The following is a 21119-nucleotide window of genomic DNA, read 5'->3' on the forward strand; positions in this document are numbered from 1 at the left end:
ATTTACTCCTGAGTCAAGGCGCCAGATGGCTGATCGAACCAGCGGCGCTTGAGCCACAAGGCCACGCCCACCAGGGAGATCAGTACCGGCACTTCCACCAAGGGCCCGATGACGGTGGCAAACGCGACCGGCGAGGCAAGGCCGAAGGTGGCGATGGCCACGGCAATGGCCAGTTCGAAATTGTTGCTCGCTGCAGTGAACGCCAGCGCAGTGGTACGTGGGTAGTCAGCTTCCAACAGCTTGCCCATCCAGAAGCTGATGAAGAACATCACCACAAAGTAGATGGTCAGCGGGATAGCGATGCGCAGCACATCCAGCGGCAGTTGCAGCACCATGTCGCCCTTCAGGCTGAACATCGCGACGATCGTCAGCAGCAAGGCCACGAGCGTCAGTGGGCTGATCTTTGGAATGAAGCGCTCCTGATACCAAGCTTCACCCTTGCTGCTGATCAGGATCTTGCGGGTCAGGAAACCAGCCAGGAACGGGATGCCCAGGTAGATCAGCACCGATTGGGCGATATCGAGGAAGCTGGTCTCAATGACGCTACCTTCAAGGCCAAACAGCGGCGGCAACAGCCCCAGGAAGATCCAGGCGTACACGCTAAAGAACAGGATCTGGAAAATGCTGTTGAAGGCGACCAGACCCGCCACGTACTGGTTGTTGCCACCGGCGATCTGGTTCCACACCAGCACCATGGCGATGCAGCGTGCCAAGCCGATGAGGATCAGGCCGGTCATGTACTCAGGCTTGTCGGAAAGGAAGACAACGGCCAGCCCGAACATCAGGACCGGGCCGATCACCCAGTTCTGGATCAGCGACAGGGCAAGGATGCGCTTGTCCTTGAATACCTGTGGCAACTCCTCGTATTTCACCTTCGCCAGAGGTGGGTACATCATTACGATGAGGCCAATGGCGATGGGGATGTTTGTCGAGCCTACCGACAGGCTATTCAGCCACGCAGGCAATCCCTGGAACAGGCTGCCCAGACCAATGCCCAGGCCCATGGCCAGAAAGATCCACACCGTCAGGTAGCGGTCTAGAAAGGAAAGTCGGCTTTTGCTCATGGTGGATCTCCCTAAACGTCAGAGCGTTCCGATACGGGCCAGCTCGGCCTTAAGCTGGGCGGCATCCAATTGTTCGAAAGGCAGCGCGAGGAATGCATTGAGGCGTCGTTTGATCTGCTCAAGCGTGACGTCGAACGCTGCGTCCAGTTCGGCGGTGTTGCCCTGCTGGTCAGAAGGGTCAGAAAGCCCCCAGTGGGCTTTCACTGCTGGTCCGAAGAACACGGGGCAGGCTTCGCCAGCGGCCTTGTCGCAGACGGTGATGACAAAGTCCGGTGCCAGCTCGGCATGCGCGTCACTTGACTTGCTGCTGAGGCCCTCGGTGGAGATACCAGCACGCTGCAGCGCGGTGATGGACAGCGGGTGCACACCACCCTTTGGCTGGCTGCCGGCGCTGTAGGCCTTCATGCCGGCCGGGGCCAGATGATTGAAAACAGCCTCGGAGAGGATGCTGCGGCAGCTATTGGCGGTGCAGAGGAACAGAACTTTCATCGGTTTTTCTCGGCAATGATCAGCAGCAGGAGGCGACGCGTTGAGGGCGGTCACCCATTGTGTCCAGTCGTTTAGTGCTAGCACTCAGCCATTCGCGGTTGGCCTCCAGCGTCGTCGCCAGGACCTCACGTACCCAGCCGGGAAGCGATGGATGCAGGCGGTAATAAACCCACTGGCCCTGACGCCGGTCTTCCAGCAGGTCACACGTGCGCAGTTGCGCCAGGTGGCGGGAAACCTTGGGCTGGCTTTCTTCCAGCGCGCAGGTCAGTTCACAGACGCAGAGTTCTTCCTCGCGAGCGATCAGCAGCATCATCCGAATGCGGTTCTCGTCGGCGAGGCATTTGAAAACCTTGGTAGGTGTCAGCGAGTCAGTCATAGCAATTCTCAGTGTTTAGTTTTCACGAGGACGAACATTTTGATGCGCTCATGAATCTCGTGATGCTTGCGTCGGAAGGCATCGTGTTGGTCACTGGTAACAGGGTCTTCGAAGTTCCACGCCAGAACCTCGCCGAGGGCAGGCAAAGTAAGGCACTCATGGGCTGCCTTGTCGCAGAGCGTAATCAAGTAGTCGAACCGTTCCCCTGCAAACTCGTCGATGGACTTGCTGCGTAGAGCCTTGGTATCGATATCGAGATATTCGAGGGCGTCATAGGTGCGCGGATCGACTTGGCCAGGCTGGGTACCTGCGCTAAAAGCTTCGAAATGCACAGGGTCTGTGTGCCGGAGCAAAGCTTCGGCGAGCTGGGAGCGAGCGGCGTTTGCGGTGCAAACAAACAGAACGCGGGTCTTGCCAGTCATCACTTGGTACCCTGAGTGTATATGGTTTTTCGAATATACGATTTTTCGAATGTGTCGCAACCCCTCGATGATGGGTGGCTTTACATGTGCGCGTTCATGCACATATATTGGCTGCATGACGACCAACCAAAATCTCCGTGCTCAAGCCATCGAAGCCGCCATCGAGTCGCTAGACGAGACCTTCTTCAAAGCGCTTTGCGAGCCTTCCAGAGTCGCGGTTTTCAAGCGCGTACTTTTGCTCGGCCGGGCGGATGTCGGCGAAATCGCCAAAGAGCTGCCACAGGAGCGCTCGGTGATCTCCAGGCACCTGCAGGTATTGCATGACGCCAAGACCGTGAAGGCCACCAAGGTGGGTCGGCAGGTGTTCTATGAAGTAAATGGTGGGTCGATCGTCGAGCGACTGGAGGGCCTGCTCCAGCGAACCAAAGGTCTAGTATCGATCTGCTGTCCGTAGTCCGGCCTTTTTTTGCCTTTAAATATGCATGAGTGCGCATATATGAATGAGTTGGATCGCGTTCTGGATGTGGTCGTTATCGGTGGTGGGCAAGCAGGTTTGGCGACTGGCTGGCATTTACAGCAGCACGGCTTGGATTACCTCATCTTGGATGAGCAGACATCCCCGGGCGGTAACTGGCGTAACTACTACGAAAGCTTGCAGTTGTTCTCACCATCGGAGTACTCAGCGCTGCCGGGGCGAGCGTTTCTTGGCGATCCCAAGGACTACCCGGTGCGAAATGAAGTGGTGCAGTACCTGGAGGCATACGCCGCCGAGTTTCAGCTCCCTTTTCAGGGCGGTACCCGAGTGGTGGCGGTCGTACAGAAGGGCAAGGCATTTGAGGTTCGCACCGCCAACGGAGCGAATTTCACTACGCGTGCTGTGGTAGTGGCATCAGGTGGCTTCAGCCGTCCTTTCATGCCTGACATTCCTGGGCTAGAGAGCTTTTCAGGACACTGTCTGCAGATAAAAAAGCAGCTCCGAAGAGCTGCTTTTCTGCCCTACTCCCCCTTTTTATGCTTGTGGGGTTTCAGGTCTGGGTGATCCTTCTGCTTCTCAGGCGTGACCCGCTGCCTCTTGTCCGGAGTGCCATCTTCGTTGGTGCGTTTAGGGCCTGGCTTGATGCTCATGCAAATTTCCTTTTCCGCTTGGGTTGTTGAGTACTGCTATGTAGTTAGTCGAGCTTCTGGCTGCTGTCAAAGCAGCTCGATGTGGAATCGCTATCGACCTCACGTGTTCAGCCCGTTGCAGCATTAGAGGCCTGAGTAGGTGCTTCCGGTCAAAGTCTTGCAAGGGGCAGTAAAATCAAGAGCTGAGCGATACGAGGATGTCTGGACGTTCATCATCCCGAGTACGGTGTGGAACAGGTTGTCGTGGCTCAGTGGCGAGCTCGTCTGTGCTTTCAAGCAGCCCACATTGAGGCGTTCGCTTTTCGCGAGAGAATCAGACATCCAGAGCACCAATGGCACCTTGGTTTGCTCATCTGGGGCCATCGCATAGGGCAGCCCATGCAGGTAAAGACCACCCTCTCCCAGTGACTCCCCGTGGTCCGAAACGTACATCAGCGCAGTGTCGAATTTGCTGTTCGCGGCCAGAATATCGATCAGCCCAGCCGTGACGTAGTCGGTGTAGAGGATCGAATTGTCATAGGCATTGATCACTTCCTGCTGCTCACATTTGTCGAGCTCATTGGTCTCGCAAACCGGCCCGAATTTCTCGAACTGCGTGGGGTAGCGCTTGTAGTAGGCCGGGCCGTGACTACCCTTGTAGTGGAGCACCAGGACTGCATCGCCTTCCTGACGCTTGATGAAGCCCTCCATCTCAGAGAGCAATACACCGTCCTTGCACTCGTCGCTACTGCACAGCTGAGCATCTGCGTGTTGGGTAGCCTTGTGGTTTGGCACCCGATCACAGACCCCTTTGCAGCCCGAATTGTTATCAGCCCACATGATACTGATGCCTGCGCGCTGAAGCACATCGAGCAGCCCTTCGCGGCTCTTGGCCAAACCGTCCTTGTAATCATCCCTACCGACGTCCAAGAACATGCATGGCAGCGAAACCGCGGTGGCGGTGCCGCAAGAACTCACATTCGAGAAGCTGATGACATTGCGCTTTTCCAGCTCAGGATTGGTATCGCGGGAGTAGCCATTCAGGGAGAAGTTGGCGGAACGTGCGGTCTCCCCGACTGCCAGTACCAGCAGCTTGGGTTTACGAGCCGCTCCCTGCCTGGTCACCACGGCGTCGGTACCGATGGAGGTCAGCGCTTTCGGTGTGGCCAGCTTGCGTTTCAGGTAACCATGACCGGCAGCAAACAAATTGGTGGGAACCAGAATGAGCCGGATCTCCCGGTTGTTGCGTAGGAGGGAGGCATAAGATTGGTACTGGCTCAGCACGATACCAGCAAGGGCTACCAGTGCGAGCGCCAGGACGATGAGTCTGCTACCCAACGCGTTGGTCCAGGGCTTGCGTCGCAGGGGCACCAGACAGATCAGGTAGACGGGCAATACCCCTACCATTGCCACCCAAAGGCCAAGTTTCCAGTTCAGTAGCTCAGATACCTCACTGACGTCGGTCTCCACGACGTTGGTGAACATCGTGTAATCAATGACAATTCCGTAAGCACTCATGAAGTAGCTGGCTAACGCCGCGCTGATCAGCACTAGACATAGCATAGGTTTTGCGAATCTTGACCATGACCCCAAGCTAAGTACGGTGAACACCCAAACGAATACCACGACTGGCAGGCTGGCGGCGAGCGGCCAGTTTACTTCCTCGGTGTTGAATGCCAGGCGCCAGAGCACACGCCAAAACTCAGCGTTCGCGAATAGCAATAACCAGAAAGTTACTAGCGCGATGAGTAAGTTGGTGCTGATGCCTTCCTGTCTAACATTGCGAATAGCATGGATCCATTTACTGAACAGGGTATGAATGGATTTAGAAGGTGTCATTATCAAACTCTAAGAAGCTGCTCATCCATGGCGCTGGTCATGAATAGCCGGGAGCTAAATGGCAAGCCTCCGACAGACATAGCGAATCAGGGCGTAGAGAAGGTCTGAGACCTTGGTCCCTTTAGCCTGAGGACGCTTAAGATGTGTGAGGCATGGGATTGATGAGAAATAAACTCTCGCCAGGCGCATTATTTCCGCTACACGATAACGTCATGATGACTTCGCGATTACAATGCTGACATGATCGCGATAATGACTTTTTTGATTGGAACTGCCCAGGCTATGATAAAAAATGGATAGGTCTGACTCTTTGGGTGGTTAATGCCGCCCGATTAATTAAATTAAAATTCACAAACAAACCAGCTACGTTTTGCCATACGCTAATTTTGAACCTTTACTTTAACTTAAAAGTCATTCTAGCGAGCAGAACATTTCTTTCACCTTTGCCCGTGCTGATGTCACCTGTCGATGAGGGACGAATACCATGAGTTTTCTCAAAAATTTACTGGGGGGCCACCACGGCCGCGGAACCCACGGCGGTGGCAAGCACCACGGTAGTGGGCACTGGAGTGATCGACATGACCGGCATGGTCGTTATGAGCAGCAGCAAACCTGCGACGGTAATGACCAGGTGATTGGGGGTGGGCGCGCAATAGCTCAAGCCCCAGTCAAAGATCTGCAGACTTGCAAGCACTGCCGGACCGCGAACGCCCCGTCTGCACGCTTTTGTCTAAACTGCGGAACACCACTATCGAGTGATTGCACGGCCTGCGGCTCGTCCCTGACAGCAGGAGCAAAATTCTGCAGCCAGTGCGGCCAGGCAACCCCTTAGCGCTTGGCCACACTGGAAATCCAACGCGACCACCACCCTGTGGAAGGAGAAATACGTGGGATCGAATCATGATCATGGCAGCGCCGCGGTTCGTGAGGGGCATCAGAAGAAACTAGTCATGGCATTGGTCCTGACCGGTAGTTTCATGATCGCTGAAGTGATCGGCGCATGGATTACCGGCAGCCTGGCGTTGCTGTCGGATGCGTCTCACATGTTCACCGACACAGCCGCTTTGGCAATTTCGTTGATTGCGCTTCAGATCGCCAAGCGGCCGGCGGATCAGAAAAGAACCTTTGGCTATGCGCGGTTGGAGATCCTAGCCTCCACGTTCAACGCCGTGCTGCTCTTCCTGGTGGCGATGTACATCTTGTACGAGGCCTACCAGCGCTTCTTCATGCCAGCGGAGATCGCCACCGGGACAATGATGTGGATCGCGATTGCCGGCCTGATCATCAACCTGATTTCAATGCGACTGCTGGCATCTGCCAGCAACGAGAGCCTCAACGTCAAAGGCGCCTACCTCGAAGTCTGGAGCGACATGCTCGGATCGTTGGGTGTGATCATCGCCGCCCTCATTATCCGCTTTACCGGCTGGACCTGGGTCGACACGGTTGTCGCCGTAGCGATCGGCCTTTGGGTATTGCCGCGGACTTGGCAATTGCTTCGAGAGAGCTTGGGAATTCTTATGGAAGGTGTACCCCGGGGACTCAACGTGGCGGCAATCGAGGCCACGATCCTCAAGGTCGACGGCGTCACGGATGTCCATGACTTGCACGTTTGGGCCGTCAGCAGCGGAAGCAACGTGATGACGTCGCACGTGGTCGTCCGAGACGCAGCAGATGGAGATGCTGTGCTAGCGGCCGTCGTGGATGCAGTCAGCGACGCGTTCGAAATCCATCACTGCACCATTCAGATCGAGCGCGCAGCTTTCCACGAGAACGTCCCTTCGCCGTCGCATTGATCGGCCGGTAGACACCTGATCAACACACCGCCTTCAACGTCGGGGGTAGTGTGGTCGAGGATGAGGTAAGGATGGATTGGCGATAGCAGAAGCACTTCATGAGTGCCGGGTGAATGATCCCGGCAGACCCATTCCACTAGCTCAAGTAGGTTCAGCGATGTCTTGGATCATCACGAAGTACTTAGTCACTGCCGCAATAGTGGTGCTCGTGTCTGAGCTGGCAAAGCGCAGTGACAAGCTGGGCGGCTTGGTTGCCGCCCTGCCATTGGTCACCGTATTGACGCTCATCTGGCTTTACTTGGACAACCAAAGCATAGAGAAGATTTCCAACCATGCGTGGTACACGTTCTGGTATGTGATTCCAACGCTGCCGATGTTTATCGCATTTCCGGCACTGCTGCCCAAGTTGGGCTTCTGGCCGACACTTATCACCAGCATCCTCATCACTATGGCAAGCTTCGGAGGATTTGCCCTGCTCCTAAGGCGATTTGGCATCGAGTTGCTATAACCCGGGTGCAGAAAGCACTCGGTGTCCGCTTACCGGTTGTTGATGCACTCACCTTACGAGGTAGCGAACCATGTGCAGTTCGCCCTTGGAGTCCTCGTAAGTCATCATGCTTCTCACATTCCCGCAGTACCGAACGCTAGGCGAGACATACACCAGCTTGCCAGCGTCCAAATCCATACCGTAAGCGTAGTCTTAAAGCTCGGGAATGGGTTTCTTCACGCTCTGAGCATAGCGTTCTGTAGCCTTTCTGGCCTTTCTGGCAGACTGCTCAAGATCGTCGTTGATCTGAACGCTACTTTGGGCATTTTTCGGCAGTGCAGAGAAAGCATGAACGCAGCAATAGCCGATATAGTTGCTTTCATGAGAAGTCCATTAATAAAAAAAGCGCCCATGGCGGGGCGCTAAAATTCACCTTACCAAAGGAGCGTATGGTTCCAAGGTGAATGCATTGGCGTGAGCAGGGTTCCGTTACTCCCGCCATGCTGCTTCAGATGAGACTGGCCCAAAGCAGCGCTGCCTGTGTGCTGTTGTTAAACTAGCAAAAGCGGCTAACGATAAGATGATTGTGAAATTACAATTTGGACATGTAATAGTTTGTAAAGTAATTATCCTTGCTCAAGTAAGATGAAAAGCCAAGCATGATCGCCGGTTGAAGCCCGTTTCAATGGGTAGAATGATCGGTGGCTTGTCATCACTCGTAGCTTGAGCTTGAAGGATTAAACGCCACAAAGCAGAGCAGCTTGGCAGAAACACCACCCCTCTCGGCCGAATTCGCTTGTCAGGCGTGAAGGCTGCAAACCGCTGAAGGCCACAGAATCCGCTAAGCTCACTAGGGAGAGCCGTCATGACTGTCAGCAATCTTGCGGCTACATTACAAATTTGTAGGATTTCGCCGCGGCCAGCGTCTTCGCGTTAAGATTCAAGCGTCCTCAGGTGACCCCGGCGTATGGACAAAGGTAGCGACTTCAAGATGCCATGCATATCAGCCGAACCTTCAAACTGCCTGCAACCATAGTCTTGACGGATTAGGCAAATCCTTCCTCACACCTTGAGATAAGTTATGCGCGTTCTAGTTGTGGAAGACGAAATTAAAACTGCCGAATATCTTCAGCAGGGCTTATCCGAAAGCGGGTATGTCGTAGATATCGTGCACAATGGTGTCGACGCCCTGCACTTGTTCAATACTAACGTCTATTCATTGGTTCTGCTGGACGTCAACCTTCCAGGCATCGACGGTTGGGACCTTTTGGAAACCATCAGGAAAACCAGCCGGGTCCGCATCATCATGCTAACCGCCCGCGGTCGCATCAACGACAAGCTCAAAGGCTTGGATGGCGGCGCTGACGACTACCTTGTCAAACCCTTTGAATTCCCAGAGCTGCTCGCTCGTATCCGTTCGCTGCAGCGGCGTGGTGATGAATTAGTCGAGAAGAGATCGCTAAAAATTGCCGATTTAGAACTCGACTCAGTGCGCCATCGCGTTTTCCGCGCTGGCACACGCATCGATCTCACCACAAAGGAATTTACGCTCCTGCACCTGCTGATGAGCAGGACGGGCGAAGCGCTGACTCGTTCTCAGATCATTTCGTTGGTCTGGGACATGAATTTTGACTGCGATACCAACGTCATCGATGTCGCTATCCGGCGCCTTCGCTCAAAGATCGATGACCCGTTTGAAACCAAGCTCATTCACACGCTTCGTGGCGTAGGGTACGTTTTTGAGGAACGCGCATGAGGCCTTTCAGCCTGGCTGCAAAGCTGGGATTAAAAGTGGGGTTGATGAGCGCAGCGTTGCTGCTTCTATTCGCCACCTTCGGGTATCTGATGGTAGGCCAGGCGCTAGAGCGTAATGCTCGCAGTGACCTGGAAGTCAAGATGGCGGGCATGGCTCACAACCTGTCTATGATCTCCGACATCTCAGGCGTCAACGCAGACGCACATCAGCTTGTGGATCTGGTGATGGGCCACAACAACCTGTACGTCAGCATCTTCGAGTCGGCGCAGAGTGAAACGCCTCTTCTCTCGATCGGCTCGAAGCAGGTGAACGTGGAGGTGCACAAGTTCCAACCATCCGCACAGCCGAAGGAGCATGAGTGGCGCGACACCCAGGACCGCCCCTTGCTGACAGCTTCTCGCACCATGAGTTTGGGCGACGGAACCGAAGTCAGTGTCTACATGACCATGGACCAGTCGTCCAATGAAGCGCTGCTTGATGCATTGCTCACCTGGGCCCTGATGATTTCCCCGCTCATCATCGCGCTGATCCTCGCAATCGGCTGGTGGACAGTCCGCAGAAGTCTGCTGCCTCTGACCAAGTTCCTGAAGGTCGCTTCGAAGATCTCCACCGAGAGCCTTGACCATCGTCTGCCGACTAATGGGATGCCGGCAGAACTCAAAGAGCTCGCCGACGGTATCAACATCATGCTGGCTCGCCTGGATGACGGAGTTCAGCAGCTCTCGCAGTTTTCTGACGACCTTGCTCACGAACTGCGAGCGCCGCTTTCCAACCTGATGGGTAAAGCCCAAGTTGCGCTAACCAGAGAACGATCGCTTTCCGAGTACAGGGAGGTGCTGGAGTCGTGCACAGAAGAGCTGGACCGCATGAGCCGCATGGTTTCCGACATGCTGTTCCTTGCTCAGGTCAGTCATCCGGCATCCATGGTGGAGTTTGAACCCGTGTCCCTAGTCGACGAGGTTAAGCGAGTGTGCGATCTCTTCAGCATTTCGGCAGAGGAAGGCGAGATCCAGCTGCAGATCTCTGGCAGTGATGACGTGGTGCGCGGGAACCGCCTGATGATTCAACGCGCCGTCTCGAATCTGGTGTCGAATGCGATTCGCTACTGCCCTCGCGGTCGTACGGTCTATGTGAAAGTGCAACACGGTGGTAGCGGCACGACCTTGAGTGTTGGCAACCCGGGCCGCGGGATCGCCAAGGAACACCATGCGCATTTGTTTGAACGGTTCTACCGCGTGGATAAGAGCCGAGCACGAAGCGAAGGGGGGACCGGTCTTGGCCTTGCCATCGTGCAGTCGATCATGGGCCTACATCAAGGCTCGGCGAGCGTGGAAGTGACCGAGGAAAATTTCACTTGGTTCCACCTCCACTTCCCGAAGCCCAGCTAAAGCAGCCAACAATGACCGCTGATTGAACCGCGCTCACTTGCAAAGGCCCGTCAATCGACGGGCCTTTTGTCTGATGCAATGCATCAATGCCTAAGCACCACAGGGTCCATGGGCGACCGCAGAATTACCGGCTTTATAATCTTTTGCTCTTCTGGATTAGCGTTTCTTCACAGGTGGGAGAAGTATTGGGCATTCACTTTTTCCTGAGCGCTCACACTGCCGGCGGCCTCTATGGACTGCATGGTCGAGTACACATAGATCAGTGCCAGTATGAAGAATGCTGTCGCCACTACCATGACATAACGCTTAGCCAGCACCGTTAGCTCCAGGATCGAGGCATCCGCTGATTTGTCGCGACAGTAAGCTCCGAAATCAGCGGTTGGATGGCGGTCTCGACGCCACGAGCGGCAGCGGAATATGCCTCTGCAGCAGCGCGTATGGCGACCTCTTCGGCATTGGACCAGGCTTTCTCAGCCTTTCGCACCTCCTCCTGAATCTGCCTACTGACGAGATCAACCTCCTCCACAAGCTCACTCGACTTTTCCAGAACGGCGCTGCAAGCCCTGGTTTGGGAAGCCAGCTCATCGAGCTGAAAGGTGAGTTTTTCAGTGCTTCGACGGAAGTCACCGATGGCAACAGCCAAGGCTCAATCTCATTCATGGCTATCTCCCCGAGCGGCCGGTAACGCCGCAGTGGTTTATTTGTTTAGATATCAACGTGACCCTCGACACAAGCGAGATAGACATGATCCTTCCAGGTTTGCAGATTTGGCGCATCTCGCCAGCCGCCTAAATTACGGAATTGTAATTCTTGACTCACCTTGTCGTTAGCTTCGCGCTCCTAAACTACAAACCAACAAAGGCCGCCAGTCAGGCAGGCCTAGTGAGAACCGAGGCACACAATGAAATTTGCTAAATCTATCGCTATTGGCAGCCTGCTGCTTGGTCTCGTGAGTACCGCTTACGCTGAAGGTGGTTACGAGCGAGCGAAACAGTTCCAGGAAAACTTCCGAAATGAACAGGCTCGCCTATGGAGCGATGACTCTTCGGATCAGAACAAACAACAAATTGCCCAAGAGCAAAAGAAAGAAAGCAAGAATGGTAAGGAAAAAGCTGATAACTAAACGGCGGTTAAATAGGACTTTAAATGACGAAAGCAATCGACAAAAAAGCCAGGGTAAAACCTGGTTTTTTTTGTGTCTGGAATTTTACCTTCGTTTGTACGAGGCGTTTCCGCATTACTGTCTCCGACCAGACCTTCGGTACCTTGCTTGGCGTCTTTCCAACGGCACAGCAACAGCTGACTGGCGTTCGCTTCGGTGATCTCGACACACCCAGGTTGGCAGGCAGCTCAGCATTGCTGTCGAGTAAGCGCCGGGACAGGTAGAATGAGCTGTCACGAGGCCACTTTGCTGGGTACTGGATGTTTTCGGACTTCTCGCTGCTGTAGAACTCCGAGGAATTCGAGCGGCGACCAGGGTAGATCAGAGGGGCCGATTGAGCACATTCAACCAGGCCTGAACGACATCTCGCTGGTTCTGAGGCCTCTGCATCAACACCCCGGCATAGATGATGTCGACGCCGATGATTGGCAGTATCAACGCTCGCGGCGGCGCCCTGGTGATCCTTCGGCCAACCTCATTGATCCGACCGGACAGGAGCAACGCCGAGACAGGTACAGAACCAGCGGCAGCCAGTCGATCAGCCCTAGTTTTCCTGCGAGCGCTCCGGCTCCGAGCAGGGCACCACAGATCAGCGCGAAAACCAGCTCGGTGTTCATGCCAAAGATGCCGTCGTGCTCATGGCTCAGCCCTTCATGCTCTGCTTGGTCATCTGGGCGTTCAAGCGAACTTTTCATAACTCGTCCCTTCTGGGGGGCAAGACTATAAACTGCCCTATGCAGTTGGAAGACATTACTGTTGTGTAGTTGAGATTTATTTCCCAGCTAACCCAGGGGCAGTCATTAAAGCATCTAGCCTAAATGACGTTCATCGAGCTCAATAAAAAATGCCAGGCACTGCCTGGCATTTATGAATTCTCTAAGTATTCTACTCACAGCAATTACTACTTGTTGTTGATGCATTGCGAGTACATGGAGTAGCGAACCGTCTTAAGCGTACCCTGAGAGTCCTCGAAGGTCATCAATCGCGGGTAAACTTGGCAGGTGCGCGGGTCTTGGGACTGACGCACGAATTTCGCAACATCGATCTTCATGCCGTAATTGTAGTCCTGGATCTCCGGCATCGGTTTGCCATTTCTCTCGGCATAATTCGCTACAGCAGTCTGATGCTCCTTGATGTATTGCAGCTGCTTGCTTTCAGAGTAAGTATAAGCCTGCGAAGCCATCGAGAAAATAACAAGTGCAGCAGCAACGACTAGCTTTTTCATAGGAACCTCTCAAATTCAAATCATCTCGGGCGTAACTTTAGCAACGCAGAGGCATCACCGGCATGACGAGAAACTTACAATTTTGAAAGGTAAGTGCATCTATTTCATATAAAACAAAAAACCCACAACGCGTGTTGTGGGTTTTTTGTATCTGGGGGAATCAGCTTACGGCTTCTGCCTCGTCGCCGTCTTCATCCTTGCGATGTGCCCAATGATACAGGGCCGGCAGGACCAGCAAAGTCAGCGCGGTGGAGGAAAGGATCCCACCAATTACCACTGTAGCCAGAGGCCGTTGAACCTCCGCACCGGTACCGGTGGCCAAGGCCATTGGGATGAAGCCCAGGGACGCCACCAAGGCTGTCATCAACACTGGTCGCAGTCGGGTGAGTGCGCCTTCATCGACTGCCTGCCTGAGCGTTCGCCCCTCTTCTCGCAATCCGCGAATGAAGGCAATCATCACCAGGCCGTTCAGTACCGCGACGCCGGAGAGTGCGATGAAGCCTACCCCTGCCGAGATCGAGAGCGGGATATCACGCAGCCAAAGGGCCACGACCCCGCCAGTGAGAGCGAATGGAATACCGGTGAAGACCAGCATGCCGTCCTTCAGGTTGTTGAACATCAAGAACAGCAAGGTCATTACCAGCAGTAAGGCAACCGGAACCACAATCTGCAGGCGCTTGGCTGCCGACTGCAGCTGCTCGAACTGACCGCCCCAACTGGTCCAGTAGCCTGCTGGAATTTCCACCTTCGTTGACAAGGTAGATGCCGCCTCATCAACGAACGACCCAAGGTCACGGCCCCGGACGTTGGCGCTTACAATAACCAAGCGCTTACCGTTCTCGCGGCTGATCTGGTTCGGGCCCAACTGCAAGTCCAGCTTAGCGACCTGCGAAAGTGGAATGAAACCGATCTGATTAGCGTCCTGAGCCGCATTGGCAGGCACAGGAATCAGCAAACTAGACATACCCGCGACGTCGGTGCGTACAGCCTCAGGCAGGCGCACCACCATGTCGAATCGGCGATCACCCTCGTACAACGTTCCCGCTGTACGACCACCCACAGCAATCGCGATCGAATTCTGCACGTCCGCAATGTTCAGGCCGTAGCGTGCTACTTTTTCCCGGTCGATGTTAATGGTCAGCACTGGCAGACCTGTGGTCTGCTCAACCTTGACCTCCGAGGAGCCTGGTACCGCTTTGAGCGCTGCGGCGATCTTATTGGCCGTGCTGTTGAGCACGTCCATGTCGTCACCATAAACCTTCACCGCAACATCGCTGCGCACCCCGGAGATCAGTTCGTTGAAACGAAGCTGGATAGGCTGGGAGAGTTCATAGTTACTGCCCGGGACACTGGCTGCCGCCTTTTGAACCTCGGCAATGAGCTCCTCCCGCGACTTGTCGGGATCGGCCCATTGGTCCTTTGGTTTGAGCATGACGTAAGCATCGGAGATATTCGGTGGCATTGGGTCAGAGGCGATTTCAGCCGTACCGGTTCGGCCGAACATACGCTCAACTTCCGGTACCTGCTCGATGACTGCTTTTTCCAAACGCTCCTGCATGTCCACCGACTGGCTGAGGCTAGTACCAGGTACGCGCAAGGCTTGAAGAGCGAAGTCCCCCTCACTGAGACTTGGGATGAACTCGCTCCCCATGCGACTGGCAAGTACACCGCTGAGAACGACCAGTGCTACTGCTGAGGAGAAAGCGATATTCCGATGCCCAAGCACCCACTGCAGCACAGGCTCATAACGCAGCCGCGCAGTGCGCATAACAACGCCCTCTTCCTCCTTGACCTTGCCAGTGACGAACATGGCGATCGCTGCCGGCACGAAGGTAACGGAGAGGATCATTGCACCCAATAGCGCCATCACAACGGTGAATGCCATGGGGTGGAACATTTTGCCCTCCACGCCGGTGAGGGCGAAGATAGGCAGGTACACCACCATAATGATCAGTTGCCCGAAGATCAGTGGCCGACGCGCTTCGCGGGCAGCAGCAAAGACCTCATGGAAGCGTTCGGTTTTGGTGAGCATACGGCCATGTTTGTGCTGCGCATGTGCTAATCGACGGATCGCGTTCTCCACGATGACCACGGCCCCGTCGACGATGATGCCGAAGTCGAGTGCGCCCAAACTCATTAGGTTGGCACTGACCTTGTTATTGAACATCCCTGTGAAGGTGAACAGCATGGACAGCGGGATCACCATCGCGGTGATCAACGCTGCACGGATGTTGCCGAGGAACAGGAACAGAATGGCGATAACCAGGATCGCACCTTCAACCAAGTTCTTCTTCACCGTCGCAATGGCTTTTTCAACCAAGTTGGTACGATCGTAAACGGTGACCGCAACCACGCCCTTTGGCAGAGTACGGTTGATGTCCGCAAGCTTCGCTGCGACAGCTTGGGACACAGTGCGGCTGTTCTCACCGATCAGCATGAATACTGTACCGAGCACGACCTCGCGGCCATTCTCAGTGGCAGCACCAGTACGAAGCTCCTTACCGATGCTGACGTCGGCGACGTTGCTGATGCGAATCGGTGCACCATCCACACTGGTGATTACGATGTTGGCGATGTCTTCGATGTTGCCGACTTGGCCCGGTGCACGAATGAGCAACTGCTCACCATTACGCTCGATGTAACCGGCGCCTACGTTGGCGTTGTTGCTTTCCAACGCGGCTACCAGATCATTCAGGGTCAACTTGTAGGTAGCCAGGCGCTTCGGATCCGGCGCAACCAGGAACTGCTTGGCAAAGCCACCGATGGTATTGATCTCTGCCACGCCAGGTACGTTGCGCAGCTGAGGCTTGATGATCCAGTCCTGGATTACCCGCAGGTCGGTGGGCGTGTAGGGCGTACCGTCTTCTTTGACCGCGCCCTCTTCGGCTTCAACGGTCCACAGGAAAATTTCGCCGAGGCCGGTTGAGACCGGGCCCATGACGGCATCTACGCCCTCTGGCAGCTGTTCCTTTGCAACCTGTAGCCGCTCATTGATCAGCTGGCGGGCAAAGAAGATGTCGGTGCCGTCCTTGAAAATCACGGTCACCTGAGACAGGCCCGAGCGAGACAGCGAACGGGTCTGCTGAAGACCTGGAAGACCAGCCATGGCCGTTTCAACTGGAAACGTGATCCGTTGCTCGGTTTCCAATGGGGAATAGCCAGGCGCTGCAGTGTTGATCTGCACCTGGACGTTGGTAATGTCAGGAACGGCATCGATCGGCAGCTTTTGGTAGCTGTAGATGCCGATACCGGCCATGATCAGGACCGCGATCATTACAACGATCCGCTGTTCAATGGCAAATCTGATGATACGTTCAAACATAAGAAATCATCCTGTCAGTTCGCATCAGTGACTGTGCTCGGCAGAGGCTTTGCCGAGCTCAGACTTGAGTGTGAAGCTGCCATTGGTAGCCACTTGAGCGCCCGCTTCGATGCCGTCCGTGATTTCCACGTACCCACTGTCACGGCGGCCCAGCTTTACTGGGCGGGTGTCGAAGCCCTCGGCGGTGCGTACGAAGACCGATGGTTTGTCCTCAACGGTCTGCACGGCGTGTTCCGGGACAGCCACCGCCACGCGATCAGTCTGGGACGTGACTGCGATGTTCACGAAAAGACCAGGACGCCAGGCCCCGTTGGGATTGGTCAACGTAACGCGGACGGTCGCTGCTCGGTTTTGCTCGCCCAACAGGCTGCCGACATAACCCACCTTGCCCTCGACCTCCACGTTCATGTCAGGTGAGGAAACCTTCACGGCGCGGCCGGTAGTGACCTTGGCCAAATCGGAAGGCGGTACAGCGAAAGTGGCCCAAACTTGGTTAAGGTCGGACAGAATAAAGGCGTTAGTCGCCTCGCTGACGACTTCCCCGACGGTCAAGTGTTTCTCCACCACTACGGCGTCAAAGGGAGCCCTGAGTTCGTAACGGTTACCGCCTACCGAATTGACCGAGGCACCGATCGCGCTGACTTTTTGCTTGGCGTTGGCCAGAGAGATTTCGGCTTCCTGCAGCGCCTGGCGAGCCTGGAGGTAGTCCTGCTCCGCAGAAATCTTGTCCTGCCAGAGCTGCTTCTCTCGGCTAAAAGTCACGCGCGCAAGTTCGACACGACGCTGAGCGGCTTGTTGCTCGCTGCGCAGGTCAGAGATCTGCTGGCTGGCAATCACCGCAAGGACTTGACCCTTCTTGACGGACTCACCCAAATTCGCCTGGACTGTTTCGACAACGCCTGGAACGCGAGGAACAACGTGCGCAGTGCGGTCCTCGTCAAAACGAATCTCACCCGGGAAGCTCACGACGGTTCCCAAATCACGAGGCGCTGCCGATTCCAGAGTCACGCCAGCTGCTTTGATCTGTTCAGCACTAAGGGTTAGCTTACCTTCTTCCTCACCGCCCTCTTCACTGTGGCCCTCCTCGCCATGACCTTCTTCACCGTGCCCATCTTCACTATGCTCCGCTTCACTGTTCTCTTTGTTAGCTGATCCGGCCTTCTTGTCATGGCCATGACCATCGTCAGCACCATGTTCTGCGTTAGTCGCCGCTTGTTGATCGGAACTGCTGTTCCAGGCGAGGCTGCCAAATCCAAGGATTGCCACAGCGGCTACCGCGAGGGCGATCTTGCGTTTGTTTTCCATTGCTACTCCTGCTGATCGTAGGCACCGGCAGGTTTAAACGCCGAGTGCCGAGAAAAATGTATGCCCCGTTCAGCGTGCGCCGGCGGTCGAGCCTACTTCGCCATAAACCCTTTCTACTTGCGCACGCGCATTGGTCGCCGCTGCCAGCGAGTCGAGATACTGGCCACGAGCAAGGATCAAGGTGCGCTGGGCGTCCAGTACTTCGATAAAGCCGAATTTCCCCATCTCGAATCCGCGGGTTGCGGTATCCACGGCCTGCTGGGCTGAGGGCAGAATGGTCTTGTCGTAGGACTCAACTTCTTGCATGGCGGTGGACCACTGGTTCAGCGCGGTTTGGGTTTGGGCGCGCAGTCTCAACTCGACAGCGTTACGCAGGTCGCGGGCCTGATCGGCACGTCGAGAAGCGGAAAGAATGTTGCCTTGGTTACGATCAAACAGCGGCAAAGGCATGGACAGACCAACGACATTGACTCGCTCGCGCACCGAGCGGTCGTACTGGCTACCCACGCTTACCGTGAGGTTTGGAATACGCTGAGCTTTTTCTGCGCCAAGCGAGGCATCGCTCTTATCAATCTCCACCACTGCCTGCCGCATTTCCGGAGTCTGATCGAGCTTTGCCAGCAACTCTTCAGTGCGCGGCGGCAAGCCAGGAGACAAGGTTGGTGATTCAAGGCGATCGAATATGGTCACAGAACTCCCCGTGACTTGGGCGAGTTGCTGGTAAGCATTCGCTTTTTCCGTTTCGGCGCGACGGACCTGCAACCGGGCTTCAGCCAGTTGAACCTGGGCGCGGGTAGCCTCCACAGGTGAAGATTTACCTGCGCGAACTCGACCATCGACAATGCGAAGGCCGCGCTCAGTAAGTTCAAGGGACTGTTTAGCGAGGTCGAGTCCGGTTTGGGCTCGTAATGCAGCGTAAAACGCCTGCACGACGTCTGCACGCAGACCATTCACGCGTCGGTCCAGTTCCAGTTGTGCAACACTCTGGCCGTATGTGGCGACATCTACGCGGGCTCCCCGCTTACCACCGAGCTCCAAGGTCTGACTTAGCGTAACGGTCGTTGTGCTGGTGTTACGCCGTGTGTCCTCCATCTCATACGAGATTTCGGGGTTTGGAATCAGCCCGGCTTGCTTGCGCGCACCGTCCGCGATGCCGATTTCCTGACGTGCCGCCGCGAGGTCTGGGTTGGCATCCATTGCCGTCGACAGCGCTTGGGGCAAGCTGATGCTTTGGGCAAATGCGGTGGGTGCCAGCAACCCGGAAATCACCGCACAGAGAGCGGCAATTTTCCACGGTGAGACGTAGGTCTTGGATAAGACATTGCGGTTATACCGGAGCACTTTCTTGGTCCTCGTGCACAAACTTCGTTAGCTTGGCCAGAACGCCGAAATAGCTGCCAAGCCCCACTGGATTAGGTGATGGCACTCTAAAGAGCGGTAGCTATCAGAGGGGTGGCTAGAAAATTACAATTTCGTAAGAAAAGCTTGTAATGCCCGAAAACGCTGATGACACAGTCGAACCACCGAATTTCATTGCGAACGCGAGAGATGGCTAGCATGCGGCGTCAATGACCAAAATAACGACCAGATGACGAAATTGTAATTTTCCTATCACCATCCCGTTATCTTCCGCCTGCAAATATGAGCTCGGCGCTACGCGAGGCGCGCCGTCGGCTCAGAACTTATAACGACACCCGCGCCGGAAAACATAATAAAAACTGCCGTAAATCAAAGGAGCATCGGATGAAAATCAAAGTACCACTGTATTTGGCGGCAGTTTCGGCGCTGTCTGGAAGCTATGCAGTTACTGCTCAAGCTGAAGATAAGCCCGAAGGTTTCATCGAAGGTAGCAGCCTTACAGTGCTCAACCGCAACTTCTATTTCAATCGTGATAACCGCGACAGCTCAGCCCCCACTTACAACAGCGGCAAGGGCAACACCAATGGCTACTCCGAGGCCTGGGCGCACGGGATCATCACCAAATTCAACTCTGGTTTTACCCAAGGGACGGTCGGCGTTGGTGTTGATGCCTTTGCCATGATAGGGCTTAAGCTCGATACTGGTGACGGGCGCAACGGCGGTCGTAGTTCATTCGACGTCATGCCTGTTGATAACAAAGGCGAAGCTCGCGACGAATACACCAAGGTTGGCGGGGCGGCTAAAGTTCGCTTGTTTGATACGGTCGTGAAAGTGGGTGATGTTTTCCCGTCGACGCCAGTTGTTGCATCAGGCGACTCGCGCCTGTTGCCTGAAAGCTTCCGCGGTGTGACCGTTGAGAACACCAGCATCCAGGGCCTCACCCTGCAGGGTGGCCGACTGCATGCGATGAGCCAGCCGGTCTCCAGCAATCTGAATGATAACTTCGCAACTTTCTACGGTGGCCCGGTTAACTCGCCTTGGGTAGGCTACGGTGGCGGTGATTACGCGATCAACGATAACTGGACCGTGAGCGTATACGCCAGTCAGTTGAAAGAAGTCTGGAACCAGTACTACGCTGGCACCAGCTTCGCCTATCCACTGAATGACGACCTTGCGCTGATTGGCGGCTTCAACTATTACAAAGCCGTGGATGAAGGGAAGCAGCGCCTAGGCGAGTTTGACAACGATATCTGGAGTGCCAAGGTCGGGGTCCGTTACGGCGCTCACACCCTGGCCCTGTCGCACCAACGCAACAACGGCGACGATGATTTCGACTACCTGCGTCAGTCAGACTCGATTTTCGTCGACAACTCTATCCAGTACAGCGACTTCAACTCACCGAAAGAGCGTTCCTGGATGCTGCGCTACGACCTGAACTTCACCAGCTATGGCATTCCTGGTCTGACGTTCATGACCCGCTACGCCAGAGGCTCGGGCGCAGACTACTCGAACGCCAACCAGTTCTACATGCGCACCGACGCCAACGGTGATCCGCTAACCAATCAGAAACGTTGGGAGCGTGACGTAGAGGTTAAATATGTCGTGCAAACCGGTCCAGCAAAAGACCTGTCCTTCCGGTTGCGCCAGGCCACCACGCGTGCCACTGCATTCGAATCGGATCTGGATGAAACTCGTGTGATCATTGAGTACCCGCTTTCGATCCTGTGATTCTCTAAGGGGATCAGTTTATTCGTAAACTGGTCTCTTCAGAAAAATGTGCATTACGAATTCACCTTGAGTGGCTTAAGTGCTCCTTTGGTAAAAGGTGGATATTTGGCGCCCTTTGGGCGCCTTTTTTTTACCTAAAATTCAATCAACCGTTCGAGTGTACGCATTGCATGCCGGTGAAACTCATGGCTGCACCAATGACCAGTTTCCTCGACATGAGTAACTTCGCCGTCATCTGAACGGAACAAAGTCAACACAAAGAAGAAAACAACCACATACTTCATAAGGTCAAATTACCTA

At 55.0% G+C, this 21119-nt stretch carries 21 protein-coding genes and 3 pseudogenes; 9 read left to right on the forward strand and 15 right to left on the reverse strand.

All coding sequences use genetic code 11. From position 1 onward, the window contains the following. Nucleotides 1–2: 2 nt before the first annotated feature. From arsB to ACI7M0_RS26715, 4 genes are read right to left on the reverse strand one after another with little or no spacing between them, the layout of a single operon-like run. Nucleotides 3–1064 carry an ACR3 family arsenite efflux transporter gene (gene arsB, locus ACI7M0_RS26700; protein ID WP_129931832.1) on the reverse strand — a complete coding sequence of 354 codons (1062 nt, stop codon included), beginning with the start codon at nt 1062–1064 and terminating at the stop codon, nt 3–5. 18 nt (nt 1065–1082) lie between these two features. Then, nucleotides 1083–1553 (reverse strand): arsenate reductase ArsC, encoded by a 471-nt coding sequence (locus ACI7M0_RS26705; protein WP_104886873.1) that lies wholly within the window; start codon nt 1551–1553, stop codon nt 1083–1085. Nucleotides 1554–1572: 19 nt separating this feature from the next. Continuing rightward, nucleotides 1573–1929 carry a metalloregulator ArsR/SmtB family transcription factor gene (locus ACI7M0_RS26710; RefSeq protein WP_129931833.1) on the reverse strand — a complete coding sequence of 119 codons (357 nt, stop codon included), beginning with the start codon at nt 1927–1929 and terminating at the stop codon, nt 1573–1575. A gap of 8 nt (nt 1930–1937) precedes the next feature. Continuing rightward, nucleotides 1938–2351: an arsenate reductase ArsC gene (locus ACI7M0_RS26715; RefSeq protein WP_129931834.1), complete on the reverse strand. Its 414-nt coding sequence runs from the start codon at nt 2349–2351 to the stop codon at nt 1938–1940. Between the two features lie 115 nt (nt 2352–2466). Between ACI7M0_RS26715 and ACI7M0_RS26720 the strand changes: the two genes are divergently transcribed. Then, entirely contained in the window at nt 2467–2805 is a 339-nt protein-coding gene (locus tag ACI7M0_RS26720; RefSeq protein ID WP_129931835.1) for a helix-turn-helix transcriptional regulator, read from the forward strand. A 42-nt stretch (nt 2806–2847) separates the two neighbouring features. Further along, entirely contained in the window at nt 2848–3390 is a 543-nt protein-coding gene (locus ACI7M0_RS26725) for an NAD(P)/FAD-dependent oxidoreductase (protein ID WP_231386153.1), read from the forward strand. Nucleotides 3391–3599: 209 nt separating this feature from the next. On the opposite strand, the gene ACI7M0_RS26730 is transcribed toward ACI7M0_RS26725, so the two are convergent. Beyond that, on the reverse strand, nt 3600–5294 hold the full coding sequence (locus ACI7M0_RS26730; RefSeq protein WP_104886870.1) for a phosphoethanolamine transferase: 1695 nt from the start codon (nt 5292–5294) through the stop codon (nt 3600–3602). Between the two features lie 502 nt (nt 5295–5796). After that, nucleotides 5797–5988, reverse strand: a complete 192-nt coding sequence (locus ACI7M0_RS26735; RefSeq protein ID WP_241799404.1) for a hypothetical protein — start codon at nt 5986–5988, stop codon at nt 5797–5799. On the opposite strand from ACI7M0_RS26735, the gene ACI7M0_RS26740 reads away from it, so the two are divergent. The 3 genes from ACI7M0_RS26740 (at nt 5926) to ACI7M0_RS26750 (ending at nt 7595) form a co-directional block, all read left to right on the forward strand. Beyond that, on the forward strand, nt 5926–6126 hold the full coding sequence (locus ACI7M0_RS26740) for a zinc ribbon domain-containing protein (RefSeq protein WP_241799402.1): 201 nt from the start codon (nt 5926–5928) through the stop codon (nt 6124–6126). The genes ACI7M0_RS26735 and ACI7M0_RS26740 overlap by 63 nt on opposite strands. 55 nt (nt 6127–6181) lie before the next feature. Next, nucleotides 6182–7087: a cation diffusion facilitator family transporter gene (locus ACI7M0_RS26745; RefSeq protein WP_104886868.1), complete on the forward strand. Its 906-nt coding sequence runs from the start codon at nt 6182–6184 to the stop codon at nt 7085–7087. A 157-nt stretch (nt 7088–7244) separates the two neighbouring features. After that, on the forward strand, nt 7245–7595 hold the full coding sequence (locus ACI7M0_RS26750; RefSeq protein WP_129931836.1) for a DUF3147 family protein: 351 nt from the start codon (nt 7245–7247) through the stop codon (nt 7593–7595). Nucleotides 7596–7624: 29 nt separating this feature from the next. Here ACI7M0_RS26750 and ACI7M0_RS26755 read toward each other — a convergent pair. Further along, nucleotides 7625–7957: pseudogene (locus tag ACI7M0_RS26755) on the reverse strand (DUF2790 domain-containing protein). 698 nt (nt 7958–8655) lie between these two features. Here ACI7M0_RS26755 and ACI7M0_RS26760 point away from each other — a divergent pair. Next, nucleotides 8656–9330, forward strand: coding sequence for a heavy metal response regulator transcription factor (locus ACI7M0_RS26760; protein ID WP_104886866.1), 675 nt, complete (start codon nt 8656–8658; stop codon nt 9328–9330). Continuing rightward, nucleotides 9327–10718, forward strand: coding sequence for a heavy metal sensor histidine kinase (locus tag ACI7M0_RS26765; RefSeq protein ID WP_129931837.1), 1392 nt, complete (start codon nt 9327–9329; stop codon nt 10716–10718). Before ACI7M0_RS26760 ends, ACI7M0_RS26765 begins: the two co-directional genes overlap by 4 nt. A gap of 167 nt (nt 10719–10885) precedes the next feature. Here the strand turns inward: ACI7M0_RS26765 and ACI7M0_RS26770 are convergent, their stop codons facing one another. Then, nucleotides 10886–11035 (reverse strand): hypothetical protein, encoded by a 150-nt coding sequence (locus tag ACI7M0_RS26770; RefSeq protein WP_177410002.1) that lies wholly within the window; start codon nt 11033–11035, stop codon nt 10886–10888. Nucleotides 11036–11037: 2 nt separating this feature from the next. Beyond that, the gene (locus ACI7M0_RS26775) at nt 11038–11361 is read right to left on the reverse strand and encodes a hypothetical protein (RefSeq protein WP_177410001.1); all 324 of its coding nucleotides are present in this window, start codon (nt 11359–11361) and stop codon (nt 11038–11040) included. Between the two features lie 258 nt (nt 11362–11619). On the opposite strand from ACI7M0_RS26775, the gene ACI7M0_RS26780 reads away from it, so the two are divergent. Then, nucleotides 11620–11841, forward strand: coding sequence for a hypothetical protein (locus ACI7M0_RS26780; RefSeq protein ID WP_104886864.1), 222 nt, complete (start codon nt 11620–11622; stop codon nt 11839–11841). Nucleotides 11842–11927: 86 nt separating this feature from the next. On the opposite strand, the pseudogene ACI7M0_RS26785 reads toward ACI7M0_RS26780, so the two are convergent. From ACI7M0_RS26785 to ACI7M0_RS26810, 6 genes and pseudogenes are all read right to left on the reverse strand, one after another. Then, nucleotides 11928–12399, reverse strand: a pseudogene (locus ACI7M0_RS26785) (phospholipid carrier-dependent glycosyltransferase); the annotation flags it as partial. Then, nucleotides 12387–12575 (reverse strand): annotated as a pseudogene (locus ACI7M0_RS26790) (hypothetical protein); the annotation flags it as partial. The pseudogenes ACI7M0_RS26790 and ACI7M0_RS26785, both read right to left, overlap by 13 nt. Before the next feature lie 206 nt (nt 12576–12781). After that, complete coding sequence (locus tag ACI7M0_RS26795) at nt 12782–13105, reverse strand: DUF2790 domain-containing protein (RefSeq protein ID WP_129931838.1); 324 nt, start codon at nt 13103–13105, stop codon at nt 12782–12784. A 160-nt stretch (nt 13106–13265) separates the two neighbouring features. Further along, the gene (locus ACI7M0_RS26800; RefSeq protein WP_129931839.1) at nt 13266–16427 is read right to left on the reverse strand and encodes a CusA/CzcA family heavy metal efflux RND transporter; all 3162 of its coding nucleotides are present in this window, start codon (nt 16425–16427) and stop codon (nt 13266–13268) included. Between the two features lie 24 nt (nt 16428–16451). Then, nucleotides 16452–17732 carry an efflux RND transporter periplasmic adaptor subunit gene (locus ACI7M0_RS26805; RefSeq protein WP_129931840.1) on the reverse strand — a complete coding sequence of 427 codons (1281 nt, stop codon included), beginning with the start codon at nt 17730–17732 and terminating at the stop codon, nt 16452–16454. Nucleotides 17733–17801: 69 nt separating this feature from the next. Then, on the reverse strand, nt 17802–19073 hold the full coding sequence (locus ACI7M0_RS26810) for a TolC family protein (protein ID WP_080563836.1): 1272 nt from the start codon (nt 19071–19073) through the stop codon (nt 17802–17804). Between the two features lie 402 nt (nt 19074–19475). On the opposite strand from ACI7M0_RS26810, the gene ACI7M0_RS26815 reads away from it, so the two are divergent. After that, complete coding sequence (locus tag ACI7M0_RS26815; protein WP_013974881.1) at nt 19476–20819, forward strand: OprD family porin; 1344 nt, start codon at nt 19476–19478, stop codon at nt 20817–20819. The last annotated feature ends 300 nt before the right edge of the window (nt 20820–21119 follow it).

The organism is Pseudomonas sp. 10(2024), assembly GCF_045164175.1.
In the GTDB taxonomy this organism is placed as follows: domain Bacteria; phylum Pseudomonadota; class Gammaproteobacteria; order Pseudomonadales; family Pseudomonadaceae; genus Aquipseudomonas; species Aquipseudomonas alloputida.

Coding starts and splice junctions, on each gene's coding strand:
- arsB (WP_129931832.1), bottom strand. CDS start 1,064: ATGAGCAAAAGCCGACTTTCCTTTCTAGACCGCTACCTGACGGTGTGG.
- ACI7M0_RS26705 (WP_104886873.1), bottom strand. CDS start 1,553: ATGAAAGTTCTGTTCCTCTGCACCGCCAATAGCTGCCGCAGCATCCTC.
- ACI7M0_RS26710 (WP_129931833.1), bottom strand. CDS start 1,929: ATGACTGACTCGCTGACACCTACCAAGGTTTTCAAATGCCTCGCCGAC.
- ACI7M0_RS26715 (WP_129931834.1), bottom strand. CDS start 2,351: ATGACTGGCAAGACCCGCGTTCTGTTTGTTTGCACCGCAAACGCCGCT.
- ACI7M0_RS26720 (WP_129931835.1), top strand. CDS start 2,467: ATGACGACCAACCAAAATCTCCGTGCTCAAGCCATCGAAGCCGCCATC.
- ACI7M0_RS26725 (WP_231386153.1), top strand. CDS start 2,848: ATGAATGAGTTGGATCGCGTTCTGGATGTGGTCGTTATCGGTGGTGGG.
- ACI7M0_RS26730 (WP_104886870.1), bottom strand. CDS start 5,294: ATGACACCTTCTAAATCCATTCATACCCTGTTCAGTAAATGGATCCAT.
- ACI7M0_RS26750 (WP_129931836.1), top strand. CDS start 7,245: ATGTCTTGGATCATCACGAAGTACTTAGTCACTGCCGCAATAGTGGTG.
- ACI7M0_RS26760 (WP_104886866.1), top strand. CDS start 8,656: ATGCGCGTTCTAGTTGTGGAAGACGAAATTAAAACTGCCGAATATCTT.
- ACI7M0_RS26765 (WP_129931837.1), top strand. CDS start 9,327: ATGAGGCCTTTCAGCCTGGCTGCAAAGCTGGGATTAAAAGTGGGGTTG.
- ACI7M0_RS26780 (WP_104886864.1), top strand. CDS start 11,620: ATGAAATTTGCTAAATCTATCGCTATTGGCAGCCTGCTGCTTGGTCTC.
- ACI7M0_RS26795 (WP_129931838.1), bottom strand. CDS start 13,105: ATGAAAAAGCTAGTCGTTGCTGCTGCACTTGTTATTTTCTCGATGGCT.
- ACI7M0_RS26800 (WP_129931839.1), bottom strand. CDS start 16,427: ATGTTTGAACGTATCATCAGATTTGCCATTGAACAGCGGATCGTTGTA.
- ACI7M0_RS26805 (WP_129931840.1), bottom strand. CDS start 17,732: ATGGAAAACAAACGCAAGATCGCCCTCGCGGTAGCCGCTGTGGCAATC.
- ACI7M0_RS26815 (WP_013974881.1), top strand. CDS start 19,476: ATGAAAATCAAAGTACCACTGTATTTGGCGGCAGTTTCGGCGCTGTCT.